Source organism: Vreelandella indica, from assembly GCF_037070225.1.
Lineage (GTDB): Bacteria > Pseudomonadota > Gammaproteobacteria > Pseudomonadales > Halomonadaceae > Vreelandella > Vreelandella arctica.
Genome location: NZ_JBANSO010000009.1, coordinates 30,265 through 52,750, shown reverse-complemented (window position 1 = coordinate 52,750; position 22,486 = coordinate 30,265). Strand labels below are relative to the sequence as shown.

At 56.8% G+C, this 22,486-nt stretch carries 35 protein-coding genes; 32 read left to right on the top strand and 3 right to left on the bottom strand.

Annotated features, from left to right (window positions below; genetic code table 11):
- Positions 1-23: 23 nt before the first annotated feature.
- The 11 genes from V8L71_RS08020 (at position 24) to V8L71_RS07970 (ending at position 6,236) form a co-directional block, all read left to right on the top strand.
- On the top strand, positions 24-155 hold the full coding sequence (locus tag V8L71_RS08020; RefSeq protein WP_336273754.1) for a hypothetical protein: 132 nt from the start codon (positions 24-26) through the stop codon (positions 153-155).
- Entirely contained in the window at positions 155-466 is a 312-nt protein-coding gene (locus tag V8L71_RS08015) for a hypothetical protein (RefSeq protein WP_336273753.1), read from the top strand. Before V8L71_RS08020 ends, V8L71_RS08015 begins: the two co-directional genes overlap by 1 nt.
- 115 nt (positions 467-581) lie before the next feature.
- Complete coding sequence (locus V8L71_RS08010; protein WP_336273752.1) at positions 582-926, top strand: DUF1064 domain-containing protein; 345 nt, start codon at positions 582-584, stop codon at positions 924-926.
- Positions 923-1,228 (top strand): hypothetical protein, encoded by a 306-nt coding sequence (locus V8L71_RS08005; protein WP_336273751.1) that lies wholly within the window; start codon positions 923-925, stop codon positions 1,226-1,228. The genes V8L71_RS08010 and V8L71_RS08005 overlap by 4 nt, the downstream gene beginning before the upstream one ends.
- Positions 1,225-1,428 carry a hypothetical protein gene (locus tag V8L71_RS08000; protein WP_336273750.1) on the top strand — a complete coding sequence of 68 codons (204 nt, stop codon included), beginning with the start codon at positions 1,225-1,227 and terminating at the stop codon, positions 1,426-1,428. The genes V8L71_RS08005 and V8L71_RS08000 overlap by 4 nt, the downstream gene beginning before the upstream one ends.
- 13 nt (positions 1,429-1,441) lie before the next feature.
- On the top strand, positions 1,442-2,116 hold the full coding sequence (locus V8L71_RS07995; protein ID WP_336273749.1) for a helix-turn-helix domain-containing protein: 675 nt from the start codon (positions 1,442-1,444) through the stop codon (positions 2,114-2,116).
- Positions 2,116-3,087: a hypothetical protein gene (locus V8L71_RS07990; RefSeq protein ID WP_336273748.1), complete on the top strand. Its 972-nt coding sequence runs from the start codon at positions 2,116-2,118 to the stop codon at positions 3,085-3,087. Before V8L71_RS07995 ends, V8L71_RS07990 begins: the two co-directional genes overlap by 1 nt.
- A complete protein-coding gene (locus tag V8L71_RS07985; protein ID WP_336273747.1) occupies positions 3,080-4,603 on the top strand; it encodes a hypothetical protein in 1,524 nt (507 codons plus the stop codon). Before V8L71_RS07990 ends, V8L71_RS07985 begins: the two co-directional genes overlap by 8 nt.
- A 36-nt stretch (positions 4,604-4,639) precedes the next feature.
- Positions 4,640-5,401, top strand: a complete 762-nt coding sequence (locus tag V8L71_RS07980; RefSeq protein WP_336273746.1) for a lysozyme inhibitor LprI family protein — start codon at positions 4,640-4,642, stop codon at positions 5,399-5,401.
- A gap of 28 nt (positions 5,402-5,429) precedes the next feature.
- Positions 5,430-5,738, top strand: a complete 309-nt coding sequence (locus V8L71_RS07975) for a hypothetical protein (RefSeq protein ID WP_336273745.1) — start codon at positions 5,430-5,432, stop codon at positions 5,736-5,738.
- A gap of 12 nt (positions 5,739-5,750) precedes the next feature.
- Complete coding sequence (locus V8L71_RS07970) at positions 5,751-6,236, top strand: hypothetical protein (protein ID WP_336273744.1); 486 nt, start codon at positions 5,751-5,753, stop codon at positions 6,234-6,236.
- Between the two features lie 653 nt (positions 6,237-6,889).
- Here V8L71_RS07970 and V8L71_RS07965 read toward each other — a convergent pair.
- From V8L71_RS07965 to V8L71_RS07955, 3 genes are read right to left on the bottom strand one after another with little or no spacing between them, the layout of a single operon-like run.
- Complete coding sequence (locus V8L71_RS07965) at positions 6,890-7,240, bottom strand: hypothetical protein (protein ID WP_336273743.1); 351 nt, start codon at positions 7,238-7,240, stop codon at positions 6,890-6,892.
- Entirely contained in the window at positions 7,237-7,935 is a 699-nt protein-coding gene (locus tag V8L71_RS07960) for a hypothetical protein (RefSeq protein ID WP_336273742.1), read from the bottom strand. The genes V8L71_RS07965 and V8L71_RS07960 overlap by 4 nt, the downstream gene beginning before the upstream one ends.
- A 5-nt stretch (positions 7,936-7,940) precedes the next feature.
- A complete protein-coding gene (locus tag V8L71_RS07955) occupies positions 7,941-8,231 on the bottom strand; it encodes a hypothetical protein (RefSeq protein WP_336273741.1) in 291 nt (96 codons plus the stop codon).
- Positions 8,232-8,461: 230 nt separating this feature from the next.
- Between V8L71_RS07955 and V8L71_RS07950 the strand changes: the two genes are divergently transcribed.
- The 21 genes from V8L71_RS07950 (at position 8,462) to V8L71_RS07855 (ending at position 22,234) form a co-directional block, all read left to right on the top strand.
- On the top strand, positions 8,462-9,274 hold the full coding sequence (locus V8L71_RS07950; RefSeq protein ID WP_336273740.1) for a hypothetical protein: 813 nt from the start codon (positions 8,462-8,464) through the stop codon (positions 9,272-9,274).
- A complete protein-coding gene (locus V8L71_RS07945) occupies positions 9,267-9,992 on the top strand; it encodes a hypothetical protein (protein WP_336273739.1) in 726 nt (241 codons plus the stop codon). The genes V8L71_RS07950 and V8L71_RS07945 overlap by 8 nt, the downstream gene beginning before the upstream one ends.
- Entirely contained in the window at positions 9,989-10,474 is a 486-nt protein-coding gene (locus V8L71_RS07940) for a hypothetical protein (RefSeq protein WP_336273738.1), read from the top strand. The genes V8L71_RS07945 and V8L71_RS07940 overlap by 4 nt, the downstream gene beginning before the upstream one ends.
- Positions 10,471-10,809 (top strand): hypothetical protein, encoded by a 339-nt coding sequence (locus tag V8L71_RS07935; protein WP_336273737.1) that lies wholly within the window; start codon positions 10,471-10,473, stop codon positions 10,807-10,809. The genes V8L71_RS07940 and V8L71_RS07935 overlap by 4 nt, the downstream gene beginning before the upstream one ends.
- Entirely contained in the window at positions 10,809-11,861 is a 1,053-nt protein-coding gene (locus V8L71_RS07930) for a hypothetical protein (protein ID WP_336273736.1), read from the top strand. The genes V8L71_RS07935 and V8L71_RS07930 overlap by 1 nt, the downstream gene beginning before the upstream one ends.
- Position 11,862: 1 nt before the next feature.
- Entirely contained in the window at positions 11,863-12,390 is a 528-nt protein-coding gene (locus tag V8L71_RS07925; RefSeq protein ID WP_336273735.1) for a hypothetical protein, read from the top strand.
- Positions 12,391-12,493: 103 nt separating this feature from the next.
- Complete coding sequence (locus tag V8L71_RS07920; RefSeq protein ID WP_336273734.1) at positions 12,494-13,033, top strand: DNA-directed RNA polymerase subunit alpha C-terminal domain-containing protein; 540 nt, start codon at positions 12,494-12,496, stop codon at positions 13,031-13,033.
- Positions 13,030-13,404 (top strand): hypothetical protein, encoded by a 375-nt coding sequence (locus tag V8L71_RS07915; protein ID WP_336273733.1) that lies wholly within the window; start codon positions 13,030-13,032, stop codon positions 13,402-13,404. Before V8L71_RS07920 ends, V8L71_RS07915 begins: the two co-directional genes overlap by 4 nt.
- Positions 13,401-13,715, top strand: coding sequence for a hypothetical protein (locus V8L71_RS07910; protein ID WP_336273732.1), 315 nt, complete (start codon positions 13,401-13,403; stop codon positions 13,713-13,715). The genes V8L71_RS07915 and V8L71_RS07910 overlap by 4 nt, the downstream gene beginning before the upstream one ends.
- A 174-nt stretch (positions 13,716-13,889) precedes the next feature.
- Positions 13,890-15,566: a hypothetical protein gene (locus V8L71_RS07905; RefSeq protein ID WP_336273731.1), complete on the top strand. Its 1,677-nt coding sequence runs from the start codon at positions 13,890-13,892 to the stop codon at positions 15,564-15,566.
- A gap of 13 nt (positions 15,567-15,579) precedes the next feature.
- The gene (locus tag V8L71_RS07900; RefSeq protein WP_336273730.1) at positions 15,580-16,131 is read left to right on the top strand and encodes a hypothetical protein; all 552 of its coding nucleotides are present in this window, start codon (positions 15,580-15,582) and stop codon (positions 16,129-16,131) included.
- Between the two features lie 2 nt (positions 16,132-16,133).
- Positions 16,134-17,786, top strand: coding sequence for a hypothetical protein (locus tag V8L71_RS07895; RefSeq protein WP_336273729.1), 1,653 nt, complete (start codon positions 16,134-16,136; stop codon positions 17,784-17,786).
- A 9-nt stretch (positions 17,787-17,795) separates the two neighbouring features.
- Positions 17,796-18,512, top strand: coding sequence for a hypothetical protein (locus V8L71_RS07890; RefSeq protein ID WP_336273728.1), 717 nt, complete (start codon positions 17,796-17,798; stop codon positions 18,510-18,512).
- A gap of 63 nt (positions 18,513-18,575) precedes the next feature.
- The gene (locus tag V8L71_RS07885) at positions 18,576-19,319 is read left to right on the top strand and encodes a hypothetical protein (protein WP_336273727.1); all 744 of its coding nucleotides are present in this window, start codon (positions 18,576-18,578) and stop codon (positions 19,317-19,319) included.
- Complete coding sequence (locus V8L71_RS07880; RefSeq protein WP_336273726.1) at positions 19,316-20,074, top strand: hypothetical protein; 759 nt, start codon at positions 19,316-19,318, stop codon at positions 20,072-20,074. Before V8L71_RS07885 ends, V8L71_RS07880 begins: the two co-directional genes overlap by 4 nt.
- A 43-nt stretch (positions 20,075-20,117) precedes the next feature.
- Positions 20,118-20,288: a hypothetical protein gene (locus V8L71_RS07875; RefSeq protein WP_336273725.1), complete on the top strand. Its 171-nt coding sequence runs from the start codon at positions 20,118-20,120 to the stop codon at positions 20,286-20,288.
- A gap of 41 nt (positions 20,289-20,329) precedes the next feature.
- Positions 20,330-20,707, top strand: coding sequence for a putative holin (locus tag V8L71_RS07870; RefSeq protein ID WP_336273724.1), 378 nt, complete (start codon positions 20,330-20,332; stop codon positions 20,705-20,707).
- Positions 20,694-21,002, top strand: coding sequence for a phage holin family protein (locus V8L71_RS20735; RefSeq protein WP_431313169.1), 309 nt, complete (start codon positions 20,694-20,696; stop codon positions 21,000-21,002). Before V8L71_RS07870 ends, V8L71_RS20735 begins: the two co-directional genes overlap by 14 nt.
- The gene (locus V8L71_RS07865) at positions 20,983-21,663 is read left to right on the top strand and encodes a peptidoglycan-binding protein (protein ID WP_336273723.1); all 681 of its coding nucleotides are present in this window, start codon (positions 20,983-20,985) and stop codon (positions 21,661-21,663) included. Before V8L71_RS20735 ends, V8L71_RS07865 begins: the two co-directional genes overlap by 20 nt.
- Positions 21,660-21,947: a hypothetical protein gene (locus V8L71_RS07860; RefSeq protein ID WP_336273722.1), complete on the top strand. Its 288-nt coding sequence runs from the start codon at positions 21,660-21,662 to the stop codon at positions 21,945-21,947. The genes V8L71_RS07865 and V8L71_RS07860 overlap by 4 nt, the downstream gene beginning before the upstream one ends.
- Complete coding sequence (locus V8L71_RS07855; protein ID WP_336273721.1) at positions 21,944-22,234, top strand: hypothetical protein; 291 nt, start codon at positions 21,944-21,946, stop codon at positions 22,232-22,234. The genes V8L71_RS07860 and V8L71_RS07855 overlap by 4 nt, the downstream gene beginning before the upstream one ends.
- Positions 22,235-22,486: the final 252 nt, after the last annotated feature.

Genomic DNA, 22,486 nt, shown 5'->3' with positions numbered 1-22,486 from the left:
AGAGAATACCGGGAGGCTGCGTAATGCTAGGTGAATGCGAGAAATGCACCGATAAGGCGATTGGATTCAATGATGATGGCGAAGCGCTTTGTAGCGACTGTTTGTTCGAGCAAACCTGTGAAGAGCTATGTGTCGATGAGTGGGAGGGCGACTAATGCTTCCCAATGAGTGCTACCTACCCACCAAGCCGCACCGGTCCCGCCAGTGGCTAAGCAATGTGCACGAGATTGATAGCTGTGTGCTGTGTGGTGCATGGGGGATACAGGCAGCTCACAGCAACCAACACCGCGGCAGAGACCAAAAGGCTAGCGATGCTCTGACCGCTGCGCTCTGCCCTAAGTGCCATCACGAGATTGACAACGGCAAGGAGCTGAGCCGTGAAGAGCGCCGCGCACGTATGAATGAAGCCATTGTGCTGACATTGGATCAACTGGCTAGACGACAGCTAGTCAAGGCGGTGAAGTGATGAGTATTTGGGTATTAATCGGCACGCTAATAGCGGGGTGTGCCTTCCTGATCGGGCTGGGCCTCCACCTAGCCAAGGACTGGGATGAGAACGGCGAACCGCTGGAGTACCGGGAATGACGCGTGATTTAGCCCTAGGGCGCATGAAGGCCGGGAAGATGAACCAGACAGAGGCGGCCTACGCCGAACTGCTGGAGGCTAATAAGCAGGCTGGCGAAATACTCTGGTACTCCTTTGAGGGCATGACGTTCAAGTTAGCAGACAACACGCGGTACACGCCCGACTTCGCAGTGTTGCGCGCCGATGGCCTGATAGAGATACACGAAGTGAAAGGTTTTTGGCGGGATGACGCAAGGATCAAGATCAAAGTGGCTGCTGAACTATTTCCCTTCCGCTTTATTGCCGTTAAGAAGCGCGCCAAGAAGGCTGGCGGCGGATGGAGTACGGAGGTGTTCGAGTGAGCCTATCCCAAAACCTAAGCGCCATGTTTGAGGACGTGGAGCCGGTTAGCGAAGAGCAGCGCCGCATATGGCAGGCCGAGGCTAACCAAGAGTTCATGCTGGAGCCTTCCGTGGTTACTAAGTGCCATACCTGCGGACATATCGCCTACATGGCGCGCTTGGGCTGCTGCAACCGAATGTGCCCAGATCAGCCCTTTGCCATGAACGTGAGCCACTACTACGAAAACTTCCAAGGCCAGTTGCTACGCCCTGGGCGTGACTGGATGCCAATTGAGCATCGACCGCTAACGGAGTGGGCGTGATTGAGCACCCCAAGGCGCTTGAGTGGCAGCAGATTAACGATTACTGCCTACGATCGGGCAAATACAGAGTTACTAAGTTTGGATTAAGCGGTGAAACGTGGTTTGCAGCTTATGTCGGTGATGATCGGCTAGGCATGTGGCGTAAGGCCAGCAAGGCTCGCAGCGTGGCAGAGCAGCACAGCAACAACGAATCGGTCTGAGGGGAGCAAGGGCATGGAGCAGGTCGAAGCGGCGGCAAATGCAGTAGTAGGGCGCAAACAAAGCGGTGGGCGTGGCGTACCAACGCGTCAAGAACAAGTGTTGCTAGCCCGCAGCGTAGGGGAGCGCTTACGTGAAGCGAGAGAGATCCAAGGCTATTCGCAGGTGAAGGCGGCTCAGCTCATTGGCTACTCAAACTCCACCAAGCTCGCCAAGATCGAAGGGGGCAAGGACTCCAGCCAGATACCGCTATGGGTCGTTAAGCGCGCCGCATTGCTCTATGACGTGTCTGTTGACTACCTGCTGGGCAACACCGAAAGCATGGAAGTAGATGAGCTGCGATGCCATGCCGCAAGAGACACCATCATCCTAATGCGCGAAGAGTGGGAGCGTCACCGCTGGCGTGACATGTTGGTTACCCGCAAGGTTCAAGATCAAGTCGCCGTGGTAGAGCAGCTAGTTTCCCTTATGTCTGACCAAATACATGAGGCGCAAACGGCCATTGCCCGCGTGGAAGAGCTAAACCCCCGCCGCTGGGGAGACGTAAAGGGCGGTGCACGCCTCCAATCAGCCGTAAGCTCTGCTGCTGCTACCGCAAGAACCGCCGATGCTCGCCTTAAGCGCCTGCACCGTGAAGCCAGCGCCGCTGCTGGTGGTGCTCAGCCTGAATTGGATCTGGTGTACAGCTGATGGCTAGGCTTTCATTAGAGCAGTGGGCGGAAGTCCGAAAAGACCGCGAAGAGAACGGCACTCCTTACCGGGCGCTGGCTGCTAAGTATGGAGTTAGCGATGCGGCAATAATCAAGCGCGCGAAGTCCGAAGGATGGAGCGCCGGTACTGGTAAGCACTCTTCAAAAAGTAAGCGTGACGTTAGCAAGAAAGTTAGCGCTAACCAGAAAGCTAACCGCCACGCTAACCGAAAACCGAAGCCTGCCCATCCCGTCGAGGATCTGGAAGAGCTGCCCGAAGAGCTCAAAGATAAAGCCGTACCGCTGGAAGATGCTGATTCTATTAGCTGGGAAGAGGACGACGAAGGGGAGGATGCCGTATCTCACGCTTTGACCCTTTCACGCGTGCGCACACAATCCTTAGAGGAATATGACGAAAGCCCTCTGACGGGAATCTTTGAAAGCGGAGGCTCCACTAAGTACCACCCGGCCTTCCCTGGCTTGGCTTATAAGCACTGCCTGTTAGGGGCTACGCCCGCCGATGTTGCCGCCTTGCTTAGGGTGACCGAGCAGACCATCTACAACTGGATGAGCGCGCATCCTGAGTTTGGTATTGCGATGGAGGAAGGGCGCGGGGTAGCGGATGCCAACGTGGCGAGCAGCTTGTACAAGAGAGCCACCGGCTTTACGCACCGGGCGACCAAGGTGTTTCAGTACAAGGGCGTGCCTGTGGTGGTTCCCTACACGGAGGTGGTGCACCCCGACACCAGCGCAGCGACCTTTTGGCTCACGAACCGTCAGCCTGAGCAGTGGAAGAACAAGGTTGAGGTTGAAGAGAAGCCCAGCATTGCCCTGGTGGATCGTGAGGCACGCCGCGAGCGCATCGAGGCCGCGCTAGAGAAGGCCGCAAGCATAGAGCGTGACATGCGCAACCGTGCCGATCGCTTAGGCCTGATTATCGACGGCGACACGGGGGGCATAGACGATGGCTAAAAAGCGCACCCTGTTACACGAGGATCCACGCTGGGAAGAGTTCAGCGACGATTTTGCCGGCGACTTGTGCGGTTTTGCTATCGACGTGGTGGAGTTGCCCCCGACCCCCCAGCAAATCACGCTCTACAACAGCGTGGCGCCTTCGCGCTCGATGGTGTCCGTCGCGTCTGGCCACGGTACTGGTAAAACCACCGCATTGGCGACGATCGTGCTTTGGCACCTGCTGTGCTACCCGCAATCCATTACGCTGCTGACCGCCAATGACATGGCCCAGCTTAAAGCGACGCTATGGAAAGAGATTGGCATGGCGGTCGAGCGTATCCGCCAAGGCCCGTATGGCTGGATAGCGGACCATATCGAAATACTCGCCAATGGCACCATGCGGGTGCTGGGGTTTACCGACACTTGGTTCGTGGAGTCGAAAACCGCCAACGAAAAAACCGCCAACAAAATGGCCGGTCGCCACGGCGAGTGGCTAATGATTATCGGGGATGAAGCGTCAACGCTGCCTGACGCCGTGGTAACCACGCTACGCGGTGCATTGACCGAGCAACATAACCGGATGCTGCTGACCTCGCAGCCGACCCGCAATGTTGGCTTCTTCTTCCGTACGCACCACGACTTGAGCAAGCTGAATGGCGGGGATTGGACGCCGCTGGTGTTCTCCTCTCTTGAATCGCCGCTGGTTAGCGACCAGGCGCTTAAAGAGCTCTGGGACAGCTACGACGATGATGAGCGTCGCGTGCGTCTGCTAGGCCTGTTCCCGCAAGAATCCGGCAAGCACATGATGAATCTGCCGGTGGCCACAGCCATGTACAAGCGTGGGCGCATCATCGGCGAAAACGAACCCTACGGCTGGGTAGTGCTGTCGGATATTGCCAGCGGTGAAGGGCTGCGCGATAAGTCCACGATCGTCGTCGCAAGGGTTATCGGCTATGGCGATCGCGGCCCTGACGCCAGGCGTGTTGAGGTGGTTTCCGTGCCAGTGGTGACCAATAACGTGCGCTCTAACGTGTTTGCAGGGGCCGTTGCCGAGCAGGGCGAGCCCTATGATGGGGTTTTATATGTGCCTGACTCTGGCGGCCTGGGCATCAACGTTTGTCAGGACTTGGAGGACTTGGGTAAGCCTGTGCACCGCATTAACTGGGGCAATCCATGCTTCCAGAACAAAAACAAAGAGCGCTACATGAACCTCCGCGCACAAGCGATGCACCAAGCGGCGCGCGCTGCAAAGGAGGGGAGGCTGGCGATACTGACCGGTGAGCATCGCAACGCCATGTTGTCGCAATCCAGCCGCATACCGAAAACCTTCACCGATCGCGGGCGCATACGGGTACCGCCTAAACACTCCAAGGAGTGGGAGGGCATGTCCTCGCCTGATTTGTGGGATGCGGTCTGTTTCGCGTTTATTGAAGGCCTGGTGTACACGGCTAGCCAGGAGAAAGGCGGCAATGAACGCACGCTGGGCGACACTTTTGAAAGCGAGGTCGAAGAGTTGTTTGGCGATGTCGTGTAGGATGGCAGGCCTAAACGTTCAGGCGAGGAGCCTACTATGTTGCGTGCTGTAAGCGTGCTGACTGCCACCGTTGTGGCTGCTTTTTCAGGGCCTTTACTGGCGATGAGTGCCGACGATGCCCGTTACATTGAGCAGGAATTCGAGGGCGTTTACTCGCAGTCTGACAAGTTTGTGCCTGGGGTTGGCGAGGTGGCTCAGTCACTGTTTCGGGTAGCACATGTCGAGGGCACACTGCTTATGGCGTTTAGTCGTACCTCGCTAGAACCGGCGTTTGAATCCGTTGACCGTGACAACCGGTCGGTCAATTTTCGGCTGGGGGAAGGAGGGCGACTGGCGACGCTGAAGCGTATGGGCGGCATGGCGGTACTGACAACGCCTACCCGTGGCACTGATTATCTGACCTTCGTGCGGCGTCCGGCAAGTGATGACTATGACGAGCTAGGTGTCGCGTTCTTGATGGCGAAGGGGTACGACGCCAGCGCTGCCGAGGGCATTGTGGCTGGCGAGCCTGCACAAGTGGGCCCTAGCTTTGATTGCAGCCAGGCAGGAACGGACGTTGAGCGCATGATCTGCGGTAGCGATCGGCTGTCTGAACTTGATAGGGCGCTGTCTAGCCTTTATGGCCAGGTGGTTTCTGCTGACGGTGACGAGGACTTTTGGCGTAACGACCAGCGCCAATGGATAGAGCAGCGTAACGATTGCCGGGTTGAGGCGTGCATGACCTACGAGTACCAGCAGCGGCTAGAAGAGCTGGGTGATGTGGTAAACTATCTGTCAAAACCTACTGAGTTTCAGTAGCGATTTAGCCATCAAGTGAGGTGCTGCAATGGAAGTGGTAATTCTGCTAGAGAGCAAGTTTTTCCCATATCGCGAAGCCATTGTCGAGTCGGCTTCGCGCGTTCTTCCTGCCGGGAGCAAGGTTAGCTCTGAAGCGCTCGCTAACGATGACATGGGCGGCGGACAAGGCGTGAGCATTGAGGTGTCTGAACGGGTGGGTGATGGTTTTGATCACACTCTACGCGGGAAGCTTGTGGACGCCATTAAGGAGCGCGCTGAGCTTGAGGCCTTTCGCGAGTGGTACAGCAGCTTCCCCTTGCGTAGCGGCGGGTCTCCCTTTGGTTCAATTAATTTATAGCGGGGCTGGTTCATGCAGTGGTGGAGATTTGCTTGCCCAAAATGTGCCGAAGGCACGATCGGCTACACGATCAGAGAGGCCGTTGAAGACGACCCGAAAGAGCTTGTATGGGATCCCAAAACATTCCTTTTCCACGGCGATGGCGTCACCAAGACAAAGCTGCATGACAATGTGTTCTGCGATTCATGTGATTCCATGGTCTTGTTTCATGACATGAAGCCTTGGCATATCACGCGCTGTGACGACGCCATGTCAGAGCTTTTGACTTCACGGCTAGATCATATATATGCCCAGAAAGGTGACCGTGATCGCTTTGGGCGTGATGATCGCGTAGAGCCTAGCGACTCCCCAAGGCGCGCCTTCGAGCATGGCGTGCGCTTTTCTGGCTCTTGCGGGCTTTCTGACAACCCCTATGTTGTTATTGAATGCTATGACCTTGCTGATACCTGGGAAGAGGGTCGGCAGCTAGGCATTGCTATTCGGCAAGGCAAGGTCTGAGGCGGTGATCAACCTACGCCTGATACGCTTTGTCGAGCGCAGGCCATGGCTAGGCAATATGCTACTGGCCTTGGTGCTTATTTCGCTGCTTATTGGCGTTGCTAGGCTTCTATTCGCTAGATAGCGTCGGAAAAGGCGCAAACTTTGGAGGTTAATTGTGATTGGACTAATTTTCTTTCCGCTTATTGCTGGCAAGACTTGGCGCTCACCCTCTGAGGCAAAAGATGCACTACGCTGCTGCGCGCGGACAGAGATGGTGAGAGTGACAGATAAGCACCGTGACGCGGTGCTCATGCGCCGCGGTGCTGAGAAAATGATCTGCGCAAAGAACCACAGACTAATGGCCAATGAGATAAAGCGGGTAGGGCAAAGGCATAAGGATAGCGTTAAGCTAATTGACGAAAGAGGCCCTAGCGCCTACACCATGAAAGCCTAGGGGTGCGCCTCCTGGAAGCTCGATGACTAATCTACGCTTGCATTGGGCTCAGGGCGAGATTATGTTGACCTACCAGCTACCGAGCAGGTGGCTTAGCAATATCAGCATTCGCTAGTGCATTGCTGCTGAATAAGCAGCTTAGAAATACTAACGCACGCCTTAGCATTATCTGCCGAGCAGGCAGCAGGAAGCCCGCCAAGTGCGGGCTTTTGCTTTTCTAGCGTTCGGTGGCGGCTTTATAGATCGTGGCGTGTTGCTTGGCTTCTCGCCACACCTTGGTGCCTTTTTCGGTGGGCAGCCCCTGGCGGCGCACCCACTCCCCGTAGGTTTCGGCTATCTCTGCCACTTCGTGCCGCTCGCTGGCGTTGATATATGCGCCTTTGCTCAGCATCGTCTTGATGCTCAGGCAGAACTCTTTTTGATGCTCGGGCGGTTCACGCATAATGATCATTTGCTTGGGCGCTGCCACGCGTTTGATTTCGGGTCGCGCTGCCCGTTCGGCCAGCTCTGCGCTGGCCGCTTGAATAAGTTCGATTAGCTCTTTGTCGTTGTAGCGTGAAAGGTTCATACCGCCCCCGCCCGCATCGTTTGAACGCCCAGCCGGTGCAGTAGTAGATGCCACATCGCAAAGCTCATGTTCTGCCGGGATTTAGCGCCGTCTTGTGCGGTGTACTTTCTAAAGCTCGAAGGATTGACGCCTACCAGCGCGGCAGCTTTGGCCCCGCTAATGCCGATAAAGCTACCTTCACCGACTAAGTGGCGGATCTCCCAGGCGGTGGGGGCTCGCCATTCGTCTGGGTCAGTGGTGAGTATATCGCCGGGTAGCAGGTCGGCAATCCAGGCGCGCTTAGGAAGCTCATGCCTTGCACGTTGGTGGGCGTATTCTGCAAGGTTCACATCCAGCGAGTAGCGCCCGCTTTCATCAACCAGCCAATAGTCTGAGCGGTCATCGATCAAGCCCGGCGTCATGTCGGGCAGTACGCCCGCGGCATGAAAGCCGTTGATAACGTTGCCGTGCATGTTGGTTAGCGTGATTAACGTTGTGCTTTCGTTATCCGCTTTTAAAGCGTTGCGAAGGTTGGTGATGGTTTCGCTTGAGGCATCGGCCACGCTGGCTTGGGTGGCGGCGTCGGTGACGATTTCGGCGCTGTATTTGGCGCCGTGTTTGGCGATGTAGATTACGCTAAAGCGCTGGCGGTGCGGGCCTACCGCCCCGGTGGGGGCGATAGTGAAGGGGCCAATGGTGAAGTCTTGTTTCAGCATTTTGATTACTCCGCGTCGTAGATGCGTTGTTCTTGCATGTCGCAGTAAAAGCGCTGCATCTGCTTATATTCGCCTGGGTTGCCTACGGTGAATTCTTGGCCCATGCCGGTAACCGTACAGGTGCGAATAACGGTGGCGGCGGGGTGGCCTTCGATGCCAAGGCGAATCATTTTTTTAGTTAGCGGCCTTGCGTCAACGCGGAATTCTTTGGTGAAGGTGTCGCCGATGTTAACGGTGCCCGCTTCCGCTTCTACGTAGTGAGTGCCGTTTTGTGCGATGCCGTGTTCGATAGTCATGTTGCCTTCTCCTTAGAGGTTCAGGGCTGGCGGTGTGCCGTCCTGATGTGGTTACTATAGCTCCATTGGAGCTATATGATCAAGGATAAAATAAGAAATAACGCAAAAAGACAGACAGGAGCCCCCCCTGTGCGCGTGTGCGCGCACCGCGCATCTTCGGAAAATACCCCATAGATCCTCTTTAACACTACCCCATCATGCCTCATGGTAAACAACCGTGAGGGCATATCATGCAACAGCCACCGCTCATCAAGTACAACCTCAAAGAGCGCGGACGCCAATACCGTGGCGTTGAGCGCAATTTCGACATCCCTGTCATTGTGGATAGCATCAACTCTCCAGCCACGCAGGAGCGCGTAAGCACGCGCGGCATGCTGGGCTATTTCGGCCACTGGCCGCGTGTACGCTTTGGCATGGACCCCGCTGAAGGCGGCATCGCTGAGGGCAAGGCGCACTCAGTTGAGCCGGCGGTGGTGACCACGCACCTCAAGGCCTTCGATGATGGCACTATCGAGCATCAAACCGAGTTCCTTGATACCGCGACTGGTCAGCTAGCCGCGCGCATGTACGCGAACCGGGTAGGCGGCTTCTCCTCTGCTATCGACCCGCGCAAGCCCGAGCTTTTCGGCTTCGACTGGGTGAACGACCCCAACTACTCGACCAATCGCGGCTATGACCTGGTGCTTGATAGCGTCAACAGCGGCGAAATGACGCTTGATGACGTGCTATCTGCCGAGCATGCCGAGCAAGTGGAGGCCATGAACCGGCTTTTCGAGATGATGGAGGCCAATGTGCGTTTGGCGCTGGATTCTGCGTCTCGCTTTGAGCATGAGAACCGTGAACTACTCGACTTGCTGGAAAAGCGTGAAGAGAGCGTTAAGGCACTCATTGCCGACAGCACTACAAGCGCGAGCAAGCAGCATGAAAAGGATCGCCGCTTCTTCCTTGATAGCGCACTCCCCAGCGTTCAGAACCCCGAAGCCAAAGAGGAAGACGATCGCGACTATTTGCGACTGAAGCGCCGGATGTTCACCCATGTTTGAGCCGGTTAAAGCCGGACTAGGCGAGTTCCTGCAGGCGTTCTATAGCGAAGTGGTACCCACCACCAAGCCCCTGCAGGAGTTTGTTGAACGCGGCTTTCCCTACTGCATGGCATGGGCGCCTACACGGATGGTGGACAAGGCCGAGGAAATGCTAGCGGCGTACCAGCGCAATGACACGCGCCAAGGGCCGACCCGGCCGCCAAGCCTTCCAGTCGTCCTGGTGGGCGTGGCGAAGGACTGGACGCCAGCGGAGAAGAGCTTTACCACGCAAATCTCCGACGCGGTGGATATCACCTTTCCCGAAGACCCTAAGAAGCGCTACTTTCGCGTGCGCACGGTCGCGGGAGAGATTCGCGCACAACTGGCCTTCTTTGCCAGTGATGAGCCAACCGCCAAGAGCCTAGCGGCGCAATTCCTGCTTTTTCTCGACTCGCCAAGCCGTCGCCGCTTTCCAGCGAGCTACCCGTTTGCGGGCCTTGAGCATCAGTACCCCGCACAGATCGAGGCGCCTGATAACCCGGCCATGAGCGTTGAAACAGGCAATAAGAACCTCACGATCTTGGCGGTGGACGTAGTGCTTAAGGTCACGGTGCCGCTGTTTATGTCGCCCAAGCCAGGCGAGGCCAACGATGGGCAAGGTGTTCCCGGTACCGACGATCCAGCGGGCTACCCGCTTGTCCAGCAGGTGGACGAATACCCCGAGGAGCCAACGTCATGATCCAGATACAGGCCAACATGGCCGGGTTTGCGGGTCGCCCTCAAACGGTGCTGGGCGCATTGGATGAAGAGACCGGCATCCTGGTAATAGCGGCGGTGGTCGATGTTATCCCGAGGCGGGACGGCTGCGTGCTGATAGAGACTGATTCCCGCGCTGACCGTGATTCGCTGTTTTCCTACGAAGACCTGAAGAGCGCTATTTCTGCCTACTACGAGCTCAAGGGCAGTGTAGCGGCGGACGGCAAGAGCGCCTGTCTACGCTTTACAGAGCGCGCAATGCGTGCCGACCCTTCCGGTGGTATTGAATTGGATGGTATCGACGTTAGCGGGCCGATTTACCGCATTTCGCCGGAAGCGGGCAATGCCCAGATAGGCGCGCTGGCGTTATGCCGCTATGCACGTAACTACAGCGCTATTTCGGACACCTTAGGCATGGCGGATGAGTTAAGTCAGCTGCTGTCCGGTCAGGCGGTCACCATATGAGCGTGGATCAGAACAGCCAAGCGGCGCGCGTATTCTATCGCCTGGTGCGTGACTTCTCGCAGTCCGTGAAGCCGTGGGAGCAGGCGATTTATCACGATGTAGCCCCCGATGAGCGCTGGGATATAACGCTAACAGCACGCAAGGTCTACGACGATGCGGGCGAATTCTTAGCCATTATGGCCGCTGCGGGTATGGATTCCGTCGATCAGCCGTTAAACCAACAGCGCTTAGTGCTCCCTACGGCTGACCGCCTGCGTATGTTTAAACGCCGTGCAGGCTTTGAGTCACGGGCCAGCAGCCGTAAAGGCGGGCGCCCTACCTGGAGGGCTAACTAGTGGCGATAAATGACCATAGGGCAGTGGCAAGGCTGCGCGGCAGCGCCTCGGAAGCAAGGGCGCGCGCGGGAGAGGATCAACGCCAGCGGCAAGCGGCGCCTAATATCCTTAACCCCAATGAGGTAAGCGGCAGTTACGACGCGGGCCGTATGCTCATGACCACGCTAGGCGGTCAGGTCAGGCCGATCACCAGCGATGACCTTGCCATGTTCCGGCATAACGCCCGCGTGGCTGGGCAGCGCTTCCAAGGCGGCATTAGCTCACGCCAGGTGATTGATATGTCACTGCCGGGGGATCGTGACCGTGCACGGCGTCAAATCACCATGGCCGTGGCTTCGGCAGCGCGTGGCGTTAGGGGCAGAAACCGCCAAGTATCCGCACTAGAGGTGCGATTTATCACTAACGCGGGGCCGGATAGCGATGTTAACCGGCACCATGTCACGGTGGAGTTTACCGGGTACCAAACAGCGATCGCCTCCGGTGCCGAGTCACCCAAGCGGGCAGCCGCGCGCCTACGCAAAGAGGGTGTGCGCTTTGATTGTGATTGTGGCCGCCATCGCTATTGGTTCCGCTATATCGCCACGCTAGGCCGTTACAACGCGGGCCGTCCCGAAACGGGCTTTCCCAAGATCCGCAACCCTAAGCTGAACGGCGTTGCCTGCAAGCATGTGTTGCGCGTGATGTCTGAGATTGAAGGCGGTAGTGCCGTGCAAGCCTTCCTGACCCGAGCCATCGAGAAAGGACGCCAGAACGAGGACGGCAGCGGGCATATCCGTCAGCAGCAGAAAGAAGCCGAGCGACTGGCTGAGAAACAGGCGAAGCGCCCTCGCGGCGGCGCAACCACAACAGGTGATCGTGACTTTGACCGCTCTCGCCAGGCTTTGCGCAAGCAAAGTCGTGCCACCACTACGAAGCCAAAGAAGATAGCCAACGGTAGTAAGCGCATGCAGGCGCTAAAAGGAAACCCCGCCGCGCGTGAAAAGCTTATAGCTGCCGCCCGTGAGCTAGGCTTAACGGCTGAGCAAGCCGCCGCAATACTGGGAGGTAAGTAATATGCTTAATAACGTGCCCAAAGGCATCAACGCCATGGCTCGCAACGTGATTATCAATCACCCGAATGCCTACAACTGCGAGGTGTATCGGCGCCGCGTTGGCCGCACCAGTGCTGATGAGGTCGGAGGCGCGCCCACCTTGGGCGGCATGATGACAATTTCCTCAGAAGACGAGGATGATATTCGCTGGGAGCTGGTGGGCCTTGGCTTTGCGCTACCGGGAGAGGTCTTTCAGCCCTCCCAAATGATGGATCGCCGCGACGCTAACAATGGCTATGCCGACGAGCTGCGCTTTCTGATTGAGCCGGAGGAGAAGATAGGCGACCCGGGCGGTTTTGAGGTGCTGAATCGTGACGTGTTTTATCTATTGATGGGCGCGGGCGATGATACTGCCAGAATTGCCTATGAGATTGTCGAGGTCGAAGCCGTGGTTAACGTGCCGCCGTTTGTGCCGCGCTATGTAGTTAACCGCCGCGATGATTTGGATATTGCCAATCCGTTGCAGCCAGAGGATGACGAGATAGCTTAGAAAAGGTAAGCTGTAATAGCGGCTAGGGTAGCTCCCGAAAAGCTGGCTTTCCTGACCAGCCTGCCGCTCTAATCAAATCAGGAGCGTTTTAGGAGACGCAGATATGAGCGAACCACTCTGCCTTTTTAGATGGAATAGCCTACAAGCCACGTCGCAGCCGCTGGAATTTTATGTTGCGCGATATGACGTCGATGGTGAAATCACTAATTCGAGCGTGGATGAGCTAGTCCAGCATTATCTTGATAACTTCACTTGCAGCGATGGCTCGATTCCTGGGTCGCAGCAAATTGGAAGAACGCTTTCAATGGCAGCCCAGTTGCGCGCCCTTGCCGAAAAGCTTGAATCAGCCACCAAATACCGCCATAAAGATCCCGACAATTCAGAGCAGAGCCAAAAAAGCTGCCCGTCTGGCGTCGAACACTTACCCAGCCCATCCGAAAGCATAGACGCGCTCTACATGACTGCAAGAACCGCCCGCCGTCTTAAAGAAGCAGGCATTAACACTATTTCTGACATGTTAGATCTTAACGAGGCAGAAGCGTTAAAAATTCAGGGCTTTGGCAGAAAGAGCATATACGAAATAGAGCTACAAATAGCTGACTATGGTGGCCTGAGAGCTTTCCGGGGAGGGTGCAAGGCATGAGCGATCAAAAGAAGCCGGACGCCAGCGATGCTGCCCTTAAAATAGCCTTCGAGTGGGCAGAGAGCGCTGAAGATAATGACACGCTGGCAGATGCCTATTTGGCTATCTGCCAGGCCATTGGGAGTATCGAGAAAATTGTAGCGCCGGGAGTATCGGCAGTTACGGAATCAAGACTCCTGAACCATGCTTTTCCAGACCCAAGTGAAACTAACGCGACCCTTGAAGAGCATGAGATAGCAGATGAGCCACTCTTTGAAGCGGCTGACCATCTTAATCTGCTTATTTATAACTTGTTTGAAAACAGAGATAGAATGGCACTCCTCATCAACGAGGCGCTAAACAAGCAAGCCCAAGAAGGTGACGAAAGATGAGCCACCCGAGAGAAAAAAGCAAAGATTATGCTCCTAAGCCCTACACGACATTCGCTGTTGACGTAAAGTCTCCGAGCATACCTGACGGAGAGTACGGTACCTGCGGACTTGAGATAACATATATAAAAGGCAGCCCTTGGTTTGACATGACCATTACCTCCGTAGACACAGATGATGGGGAGCCCCTGTTTTCCTACTGTGATGCCGACGTTCGGTCGCTTATACAGCTTCGCGATTACCTGAATTATATTCTCCCTGCTGATATGGATAATAAGATCCGTCAGCCAGAACAAGACAGCGGCGAAAAATAGCAACTCAATAAGTTTTATAGCCATAATTTGAAAGCCCGGCCGCAGCGCTGGGCTTTTTTGCGCTTCAAACCCGGAAAAACGCCCAACTTACCGCATTAGCGCCCCTTCACACTCTCTCTATCCGGCCACCGTTGGTCGGCCTTGCACTTACCTGTGAGTAAAGGAGAGAGGGCTATGCCTCAGCAATACAACAGCCGCGAGACCGCCGAAGTGGCTGAATTTTTTGACAGCCTGCGCGATGCGTCTACCAGCGGTGGCGTGTTTGATTCGGCTGCGGCTGACGACTTCCTGGTCAATGCGACCAATCAATCTACCGGCGTCAAGGTGCCGGAAAAGCTGCAAGCGACCCTCGACGAGGCTGACGACAAGACGGCTAGCATGATGACGCGCGCCATTTTGGACGGCGCCGCGTCTTATCGCACCAGTCACGGTGGCGATTGCCCTGCAGACGTTCTGCAGCAAGCGATGCACCTAGCGTATGCCACCACTAATGATGCGCGCCGCGCGTCAGGCATGCAGTTCGACTCTGCGACCAGTGAAGCGCATGACGCCCTGTCATTGCAGCCTAACCGTGCCGTGGTTGCCATCCTGGCCACGCTGACGGAAGCGATTCCGTTTGCGCACTACCTGCCAGCGGACATTAAGTCCAACGAAGCACGTCTTGCCATCATGACCCACCAGGCCGGTAAAGATTACGGCAGCTACGCGGCGGGCGACATCATGGACGGTGGTGCGTCTGGCGATGCGTATATCACGTCTGGTCGTGAGCATCGCTGTGAAGTCGTGATGGATGCAGGTAGCCCCACGGGCGCGATTACCGGCAAGATCACCGCCGTTCAGGCGACACCGGATACCTGCGACCCGAACGCAACTGCCGTTAAGTTGCTACGTGGGCGCGCGCTTGTGTACGTCGATGGCATGGTAGCGGCTAAAGAAGTGTCGTCCAGCGGTACCGGCGCCTCTGCCGTGAGTGGTCAGATCCGCATTGCCGACACCACGCACCAGATTAGCGGCACGATTCACCCTGATACGGGCGTGATTGCGCTAACAGCTACCCCGGCAGTGCCTGAAAGCACTAGCGTGCTGGTTGAAGCCTTTATCGACTACGAGCGTGCGCCTGAACTGACGCCCGAGATTATCACCGCTGTCGATACCTTCCAGCTGCATGCCAAGCCGTGGCGCGTCACGACCCACCAGACCATCGATAGCCGTACGCAAATGGCTAACGAATTGGGCCTTGATCCGTACAGCGAAGGCGTACTAGGCATTCAGTCCCAGTTTGCTAACGAGCGTCACTATGAAGTGCTGCGCAAGGCCCGCCGCCTAGCGGGACGCAACCAAGACACCTTTGATTTTGCTTGGGCAACGCAGGGCGATTACAAGTCACGCAGCGACGTATGGCGCGACTTTAGCTCTGTGGTAGGTGCTGCTAGCCAGCGCATGGCGCTTTCCACCATGAACCACGGCATTACTCACTTATACGTAGGCGAGAAGGTTGCCGCGCAAATGCAGGGCCTGCCTACCGACATCTGGCAGCCGTCCGGCGTTGTTGAGCGTCCCGGCATCTTCCGTCTGGGTCGTCTGTTCAACCGCTATGACGTTTATTACAGCCCCAAAGTGGTGGTTGAGGATGGCTCTAGCGCTGAAATTCTGTGTGTTGGCCGTGCAACTGATGTGACCCGTAACCCGTTCGTACTGGGTGACGCGGTACCGCCGACCGTTATTCCGCTGTCAACCCAGACTGACCTGAAGTCAGGCGCCGGTTTCTACGCGCGTAACTTCACCAGCGTCAACCCGCACCAACCTAGCTCCACTGGCTGTGCGTTGATCAACGTCACCAACCTGTTTTAAGGAGTAGTAGAGCATGGCTCGACTAATCATTGGCGCACCGTCCTTGGGTAAGGACGGTGCCAATAAGCGGGCATTGGGGGTGTTTGGCAACGCCAAGTTCCCCCTTGAGGTGATGATCATCAACAAGATGACAATCACGCTCAGCATGCCTGAAGCCGGGGGCACGTTTCGCCCCTTGGCTACCCGCACCGCCACGTTCAAGAGTTTTGACCGGTTGCAGCGCGCCGTGTCCAGCTTTGAGCAGGTGGCCAAGCTGAATAAGGCGGCGTCGCTGGTGGAAATGGTTACCCGTGATGCAGGCGAGACTGACCCAGAGGACGACCAGGCCAGTCAGACTGATCAGACCGGTGGGTCAGGCGGCGATGGTGGTAGCGGCGACGGCAATCCCGTCATCACGGTGGTGCAAGACGATGAAGAGGCCTTCATCGTTGAGCTGCAGGGCGTCAGTTTTGAACCGCTCCGCAATCAGGTGCGCGAAGATGGCACCCTCACTGCAGGCGGCCTGAAAGCGTTTGAAGAGGCCAAGGCAGCGGCGGACAAGAAGTCTGACGAGCAAGGGGGCTAATCATGACCGTTTCATTTGTTCGTCAGTTAGGAGCCGAGTCGGGGGTTCAGTTGAACCCCTTGGTCGATAACTCCGAGATCCCTACCACGGGCAATGAAGATCAAATCTTTGCCACCGCTATGCGGGCGACGCGCGGTCGTATTGATCGCGCCTTTAAAGTGAACCGTAGCAACGTGCGTCAGCGCCTTGGCCCTGGCGAGTCGATGCGTGATAACGCGCTCAATGAGGCCTACGTGCATGTGCGCGAAGCGCTGGACAATGGCGCCTACGAGGCCGTTATAGCCCGCCTTCATTCTGCCACGTCAGTGCTCAGTTGGATCGTGGTGACGCAGGTGCTAGACGAAACGTCCAGCGAGCCTACCGGCGCTTTAGCGTTCAGCGTTTCAGAAACCGAGCCCGAGACTGACTTCCTGATGGCCATTAAGCACTTTGAGTGCTTTAACGATGGCGTAATGGTCGAGTTTCGCGCCGACGAGAAGCGTGAAGGTGGCGTCAACGTTGCCAATGACGTTATTACGCTGCGCTTGCTTGAGCCTAACGGTGAAAAGCTGGTGGAGGTAACTGGCTCGCTCAATCGTGATGCTGTGGACGATAACGGCAATTCGTATTACTTGCCGACCGTGATCGAGGCGCGCACCGATCGCCTGGAAGTCATGACCGGTGCCAATGCCACCATCGGCCCGGATTCTGACGCCTACGGCTATGACTCGATGTACCGCGAACAGTGGTCTACGTCTGCGGTGATGGATTACTTCGATGAAGGCGACGCCGCTTACGAAGTCGAGAACTACATTACCGCGCGTGAGCAGCTTTACGGCACCCAGCATGGGTATGCCTATATCGCATCGTGTGGCAGTGAAGCACCTGGTTTGATTGCCGAGCTGGCTAGCTTGTCCTTCGACACCAACCGTCAGCTTCGTATTGATATCCCCGGTGAATTGGACGTAGAAGGGGCGATTGCGTTTGTTGAGCAGATGAACCTGGGCAGCATGGCTGAAGCGCATTTGCTTCACGCGTTCTGGGCGCCTCTGAAGTCTATTGATCCGACAGGCATTAATGGCAAGCGCCACTTTGGCACGGCAACGCTCAACATTGCCATGGCGTGCGGGCGTAACGCGCGGGTCAACGCAAAGGGGTTTGCGCCAAAGAACTACCCGATCGCGGGCCGTGAGTGGCCTATCAGCCGCCAAGGCATCGTGCAGACCTATTCACCAAACAACCAGGAGCTCAACGCATTGGCCCGGGCGAAGATTAACCCGGTGATCTTTGAGAACTACTCCGGTGGTGGGCGCTATGTGTTCCGTGACTCGCTAACCAGCGCGATGGTGGATAGCAGCCTTAAGAAGCTAATTGCTGTTGCTGATATGTCGACGTCCATTGACGACGCCGTGACTCGCTTCGGTAAGGACATTCTGCAGCTGCCAATGTCGGTGGCCATCAAGAAGATGCGTGATTTCTTGACCACCCACTTTGAGCAGGCTCAAGCATCCGCTTGGCTTGTGCCGTCCGATGACCCGGCAATGAATGGCGCGGCATGGCGCTTTGAAGTCCAGCCCAATGAGCAGCGTCCCTATGAGCTGATGGATGTTCGCTACTGGCTGCGCTATGACGGCACCACGCGGGCTATCCACGTTACCCAAACGCTTAGCCGCTAAGGAGCAAGTATGAGCGATTTACGACACGTACTTCGCGGGCTGATGTACCCCGCGAAGCCTAATCCATCCGCTGCCGAGGCGTCACATGACGCCATGGCACACCGTTTCATGGTGCTGGATGACGCCGGGGAGCCTGTTCTCGACTCCGCTGGCGAATATGAGCATATGAGCCTGCGCATGGATGCTGTGGCCGTTATTCAGCAGTGGATCGAAGAAGACGACCTCGATGAAGGCGAGAGCAGCGCTGATCGGCTGTTAGCCATGATGGTGGGCATTGCAGACGACAACCAGGACGGTGAGCTGGACGAAGACGAGAACGATGTTGTCGACGTTGCCCGCGAAGCCGCCTGGGATTATCTGTCTGCGCTGGGCATTGATGACGAAGAGATCGGCTTGCTGCTAGACGATTGGGACGACGAAGCGGCTGAGCGCATCCGTGATGCAGTGGCTGAGGCGTTGCCCGATGGTGATGACCTGGATTCGACCATTAACGAATTCACGTTTGACGACAGCGACCAAGAAGCTGTGTTTGATGCGACCTATCGCAAGCAGACAGTGGTTCGTGGCGGCAAGAAAAAGCGCGTAAACAAGCGTGTTGCGGGCAACGTGCGGCTGTCCGGTAAGCAGAAGCTGGCTATCCGTAAGGCGCGCAAGAAGGCGCATAACCCGCGCGCGAAGGCCCGCCGCCTGAAGTCCATGAAAGTACGTAAGCGCATGGGTAAGTAATTCCGGCGTAGCAAGGTGTTTGGCGGCCACTGGCCGCCTTTTTTATAGCGTGGAGAGTGCTTCATGGTGCTGCCGTTTATGGGCCTTGGCCCCCTTTGGGATGGTATCAATCCCAGCTTAATCGCCACCCTCTACGAGGTTGACCATAAAGGTGAGCCCCTGGATGAGACTAACCGCGTGCGCTGCCTGTTCGTGGATGATGCCAATTTAGAGGCAACGCTTAACTGGCAATCGCCCTTTGAGGGGTCTGGGCCGGAGGCGCGCGCGCCTACGCTCTCCGCCATGCTGCAAAGTGGGGCGATACAGCCATTAGCCGAAAGGGTGGGCGCTGGTGAAGCCACCAAAGAGGTCAGCGAAACCGCACGCGGGCGCACGGGCATTACCAAGCTGAACTCAACGCAGGTGTTCAGCGGCATGCCGCCTTTGCGTCTGCAGGCGACCATTATGCTTCGCGCCTGGCGCGACCCTCAGTCAGAGGTAGAAGATCCGCTAGACCAGCTAATGCGCTGGGTGCTGCCTCAGCATCTAGCCCCTGAAGGAACCCTACTAACTGCAGCAGTTGATTGGTTCAAGGAAGGCGATCGGGACGTTAACGGCTTTGTTGAAGCGGCCATGCCATCCGCCGCGCCGACCATGATCGCGATTAACTATAAGGGCCGCACCTACGCGCCCATGGTGGTCGAGACTATCGGCGTCCCGCTTAATTCGCCTTCCGACAAGTACGGCCGCTTTATTCAGCTTCAGATACCCGTGACCTTCGCGACCCTGACCGCCATTGACCGCAATGATTGGGACAACATGAAATGATCAATTTCCCGGTGCTGCGCACCAAGCGCCTGACCGTGCGCATGAAAGAACTGTCCATGCTGGACGCTATCGCCCTTGCTGCTATTCCTCCGCATCTCAACGAGGAGGCGACTACCGCCTTTCTGCACGCCTCGATCGACAGCATTCAGGGCGTCGAAAACCCCGAAGACTGGACCGTGCAAGAGCGCACCATGGCGGTGTGTCACTACATGGCGTCAGCGCTGGACGATGGGCCGGATTTTAGCCTAGCAGGCGGAGAGGCGCGCTTTTCGGATTACCTGGTAGGCGAGCAAGACTACCCCGACGACCTGGTTGAGATCGGCGACATTGAGGGCGATCGCTGGGAGGTTCGCCACCTAACAGGCGCGTTAGCGGGATCCATTGAGCGCCTACAGGGGGAAATACCCAACGTCTCTGGTTATGCCCATTGGCGCATTGGCCGCATGGCAGCCCAGCTTGTGCCCAACGGCAAGGCGGTACCGACCAGTGGCGATATCGATGCCGCCATGATTGAGCGTATGCGCGTGATCGCCGCTTACCCCGAGAGCGTGTTTACGCGCCTGATGGGGGCGTTTGAGCAGAGCCGACAGGCATTAGACCACCTGTTTATCTTGGAAGCGGATGAGCACGGCTTGATTGCCCTGCCAAGAGAGGGCAGCGCGGCTGAAAAGCCGCCTGCGCGATTTCCAGTTAGCGCCTGCATCACCGAACTCGCGAAGTACCTGGGTGGAAAATCAGCGGTATCTGGCGCATAGCCTCACCCTATATTCGTCTACATCGCTTCCCGAAGCGCTACGAATGACGCACAGCGAGGTTGAAGCCTTCTTTGAGGGTAAAGCCCACGCAGAGTGGCGCAAAGGGAAAGAGCAAGAGCTAAAGCTTCAGGCAGCGGTCAACGATCGCCTTAACGGGGTCATACGCGCCTGCGGCGCAATAGTAAAAACGGTGGCATCACTGGGACGTCGCTGAAGGCGTCATGAGGTGTCCAGCCATGCGCAACAGGAGGCAATGTGGCAGAACCAGCGACTAGCGCAGCGGCGGCAACGGTGACGGCAACCGGGATAGGGCTTGCGGCCCTGCTGCCTTGGATTAACGCAGGCTCCCTAATGGGGGCGGCATTGGGCGCAGGGCTTGTGGCCTATAGCAAGAATGACCTAAGGGCTTGGCAGCGCATTGGTGCCTTGTTGTTTTCGGCGCTGTGCGGCTACTTGATGTCCCCGGAGATTGTTGCTCAGACGCCCGTAACGCATGACGGCACGGGCGGGTTTATTGGGGCGCTGGTGATTGTTCCGCTGTCGCTAAAACTCATTAAGTACGTCGATAAGGTTGATCTTTCGACGTGGCTAGATCGCCGGAAAGGAAAGGCAAGTGAGGATGACAATGTCTGAGGCAGGGTTCATTCAAACTATCGCACCCACGGTTGCAGCGTTTAGCTACTTTATCGCTGCACTACGACTTGTCCTCTTTCGGCGCGGCAGCTTGCGTTACAAGCGGCATGTATCGCTGCTGGCCAGCGCCCTTGTAGGCACCTTCTTGTGCGCCGGGTTAGAAATCGTATTTTTTAAGCCGCATATCAGTATTTTTCAAAGCGCTTTGGCGCTGATGTTTTGTGTCTTAACGCTTCGGGCGCGTGGGAACGTCGCCACACTAATGAGGGTGCATCATGATCTTACGGCGAGGTAATAGAGGCAAAGCGGTGCGGAAGCTTCAGCGCAAGCTTGGGTTTACAGGGAATGACGTAGACGGGGCGTTCGGGCCTGCGACGCAGCGGGCCGTTCGCTCTTTCCAGGCCAGTAACGGGCTGCTGGTTGATGGTGTCGCCGGGAGGAATACGTGGGCAGCGCTGAAGGCGCGGCCAGTTGCGCCCGAGAAGGCTGAGGCGACAGAGGCTGACCGAGAGGTCAACCTTCGCGCCTTCCTGGACACGATCTCCCATGCTGAGGGCACCGACCGTTACGGCGATCAAGATGGTTATGACGTCATTGTTGGCGGCGCATTGCTCTCTGACTTCAGCGACCACCCCAATAAGCGTGTCTGGCTACCCGCCTACGGCATTCACTCCACGGCAGCCGGCCGCTACCAGATACTGCACCGCTTTTGGAAGCACTACCAAGAGCAGCTTGGCCTCCCTGACTTCAGTCCGGACTCTCAAGATCGCTACGCGGTTCAGCAAATTCGCGAGCGCCGCGCTTACGACGATGTATTGAGCGGTCGCATCGCTGACGCTATCCGTAAGTGCGCAAATATATGGGCATCGTTCCCAGGCGCAGGTTATGGGCAGCGCGAAGTAGATATGCAGAATCTGCTCGATTTCTATCAGCGGCGCGGAGGCACGCTGTCATGACGCCTGCGCTGGTGGTAATGGGGGTCATGATGGCCGTGCTTGGGCACTTGGTTCATCTACTGAAAAAGGTGGTTGAGCTAAGGGCGTCGGGTGAGCAAATAGGCCTGGTCGGCTTTGTCTTGTCGCGCCCTTATCGCACAGCGCTTGGGTTTGCGGGCAGCGCAGCCGCGATGGGCTACTTGTTTGACTCAGGTGACGTAACGGCCATGGCCGCGTTTGGCTTTGGCTACATGGCCGATAGCGGCTTAGCCATGCTGGATAATCGCGGAGGTAAGCGACCATGAGCAAGATTTGGCAATTACTGGCAGCCGTTATGGGGTTTGTCGCCTTGGTGCTGGGGGTGCTGTTAAAAGGCGCTCAGCGCAAGAGCGAGGCCGCTACAGAGCGCGCGGAGAAGCAAAAACGCCGCGCCGATACGTCCGAAGAGCGAATTGAACAGCGCCAAGCGGCTGATAACGCCAGCGCAAACGCCAAAGCAGAAGGGGATAGGCATGTTGAAAGCGTCCGCAATGAAGCTCGCAGCGGTCAGCGTGATCATTTTGAGTCTGGCTGGGTGCGCGACGAAGACTGAAACCGTTTTCTTGCAGGATCCACTTCCCCTTCCTGACAGGCCGAATTTGCCCCTAATGCCTAGCGACGAGATGCAATGCTTGTCCGACAAGGCTTATGAAGGGCTTGCGGTGCGCGATGCGACGCTAATAAAGCATGTTGAGCGCCTGGAATCCATTATCAGGTCAACCCATTAGCCGCCTTATGCCGCCTTTCAGCAGGGAAAAATGGCCCTTTCTGCGCAATGTGAGGCGATACGATTTGCACTCAGGCC

Bases quoted from the DNA above. Each gene is read 5' to 3' on its own strand.
- V8L71_RS08020 (WP_336273754.1), top strand. From the start codon at position 24: ATGCTAGGTGAATGCGAGAAATGCACCGATAAGGCGATTGGATTCAAT.
- V8L71_RS08015 (WP_336273753.1), top strand. From the start codon at position 155: ATGCTTCCCAATGAGTGCTACCTACCCACCAAGCCGCACCGGTCCCGC.
- V8L71_RS08010 (WP_336273752.1), top strand. From the start codon at position 582: ATGACGCGTGATTTAGCCCTAGGGCGCATGAAGGCCGGGAAGATGAAC.
- V8L71_RS07995 (WP_336273749.1), top strand. From the start codon at position 1,442: ATGGAGCAGGTCGAAGCGGCGGCAAATGCAGTAGTAGGGCGCAAACAA.
- V8L71_RS07990 (WP_336273748.1), top strand. From the start codon at position 2,116: ATGGCTAGGCTTTCATTAGAGCAGTGGGCGGAAGTCCGAAAAGACCGC.
- V8L71_RS07985 (WP_336273747.1), top strand. From the start codon at position 3,080: ATGGCTAAAAAGCGCACCCTGTTACACGAGGATCCACGCTGGGAAGAG.
- V8L71_RS07980 (WP_336273746.1), top strand. From the start codon at position 4,640: ATGTTGCGTGCTGTAAGCGTGCTGACTGCCACCGTTGTGGCTGCTTTT.
- V8L71_RS07975 (WP_336273745.1), top strand. From the start codon at position 5,430: ATGGAAGTGGTAATTCTGCTAGAGAGCAAGTTTTTCCCATATCGCGAA.
- V8L71_RS07970 (WP_336273744.1), top strand. From the start codon at position 5,751: ATGCAGTGGTGGAGATTTGCTTGCCCAAAATGTGCCGAAGGCACGATC.
- V8L71_RS07965 (WP_336273743.1), bottom strand. From the start codon at position 7,240: ATGAACCTTTCACGCTACAACGACAAAGAGCTAATCGAACTTATTCAA.
- V8L71_RS07960 (WP_336273742.1), bottom strand. From the start codon at position 7,935: ATGCTGAAACAAGACTTCACCATTGGCCCCTTCACTATCGCCCCCACC.
- V8L71_RS07955 (WP_336273741.1), bottom strand. From the start codon at position 8,231: ATGACTATCGAACACGGCATCGCACAAAACGGCACTCACTACGTAGAA.
- V8L71_RS07950 (WP_336273740.1), top strand. From the start codon at position 8,462: ATGCAACAGCCACCGCTCATCAAGTACAACCTCAAAGAGCGCGGACGC.
- V8L71_RS07945 (WP_336273739.1), top strand. From the start codon at position 9,267: ATGTTTGAGCCGGTTAAAGCCGGACTAGGCGAGTTCCTGCAGGCGTTC.
- V8L71_RS07940 (WP_336273738.1), top strand. From the start codon at position 9,989: ATGATCCAGATACAGGCCAACATGGCCGGGTTTGCGGGTCGCCCTCAA.
- V8L71_RS07935 (WP_336273737.1), top strand. From the start codon at position 10,471: ATGAGCGTGGATCAGAACAGCCAAGCGGCGCGCGTATTCTATCGCCTG.
- V8L71_RS07925 (WP_336273735.1), top strand. From the start codon at position 11,863: ATGCTTAATAACGTGCCCAAAGGCATCAACGCCATGGCTCGCAACGTG.
- V8L71_RS07920 (WP_336273734.1), top strand. From the start codon at position 12,494: ATGAGCGAACCACTCTGCCTTTTTAGATGGAATAGCCTACAAGCCACG.
- V8L71_RS07915 (WP_336273733.1), top strand. From the start codon at position 13,030: ATGAGCGATCAAAAGAAGCCGGACGCCAGCGATGCTGCCCTTAAAATA.
- V8L71_RS07910 (WP_336273732.1), top strand. From the start codon at position 13,401: ATGAGCCACCCGAGAGAAAAAAGCAAAGATTATGCTCCTAAGCCCTAC.
- V8L71_RS07905 (WP_336273731.1), top strand. From the start codon at position 13,890: ATGCCTCAGCAATACAACAGCCGCGAGACCGCCGAAGTGGCTGAATTT.
- V8L71_RS07900 (WP_336273730.1), top strand. From the start codon at position 15,580: ATGGCTCGACTAATCATTGGCGCACCGTCCTTGGGTAAGGACGGTGCC.
- V8L71_RS07895 (WP_336273729.1), top strand. From the start codon at position 16,134: ATGACCGTTTCATTTGTTCGTCAGTTAGGAGCCGAGTCGGGGGTTCAG.
- V8L71_RS07890 (WP_336273728.1), top strand. From the start codon at position 17,796: ATGAGCGATTTACGACACGTACTTCGCGGGCTGATGTACCCCGCGAAG.
- V8L71_RS07885 (WP_336273727.1), top strand. From the start codon at position 18,576: ATGGTGCTGCCGTTTATGGGCCTTGGCCCCCTTTGGGATGGTATCAAT.
- V8L71_RS07880 (WP_336273726.1), top strand. From the start codon at position 19,316: ATGATCAATTTCCCGGTGCTGCGCACCAAGCGCCTGACCGTGCGCATG.
- V8L71_RS07875 (WP_336273725.1), top strand. From the start codon at position 20,118: ATGACGCACAGCGAGGTTGAAGCCTTCTTTGAGGGTAAAGCCCACGCA.
- V8L71_RS20735 (WP_431313169.1), top strand. From the start codon at position 20,694: ATGACAATGTCTGAGGCAGGGTTCATTCAAACTATCGCACCCACGGTT.
- V8L71_RS07865 (WP_336273723.1), top strand. From the start codon at position 20,983: ATGATCTTACGGCGAGGTAATAGAGGCAAAGCGGTGCGGAAGCTTCAG.
- V8L71_RS07860 (WP_336273722.1), top strand. From the start codon at position 21,660: ATGACGCCTGCGCTGGTGGTAATGGGGGTCATGATGGCCGTGCTTGGG.
- V8L71_RS07855 (WP_336273721.1), top strand. From the start codon at position 21,944: ATGAGCAAGATTTGGCAATTACTGGCAGCCGTTATGGGGTTTGTCGCC.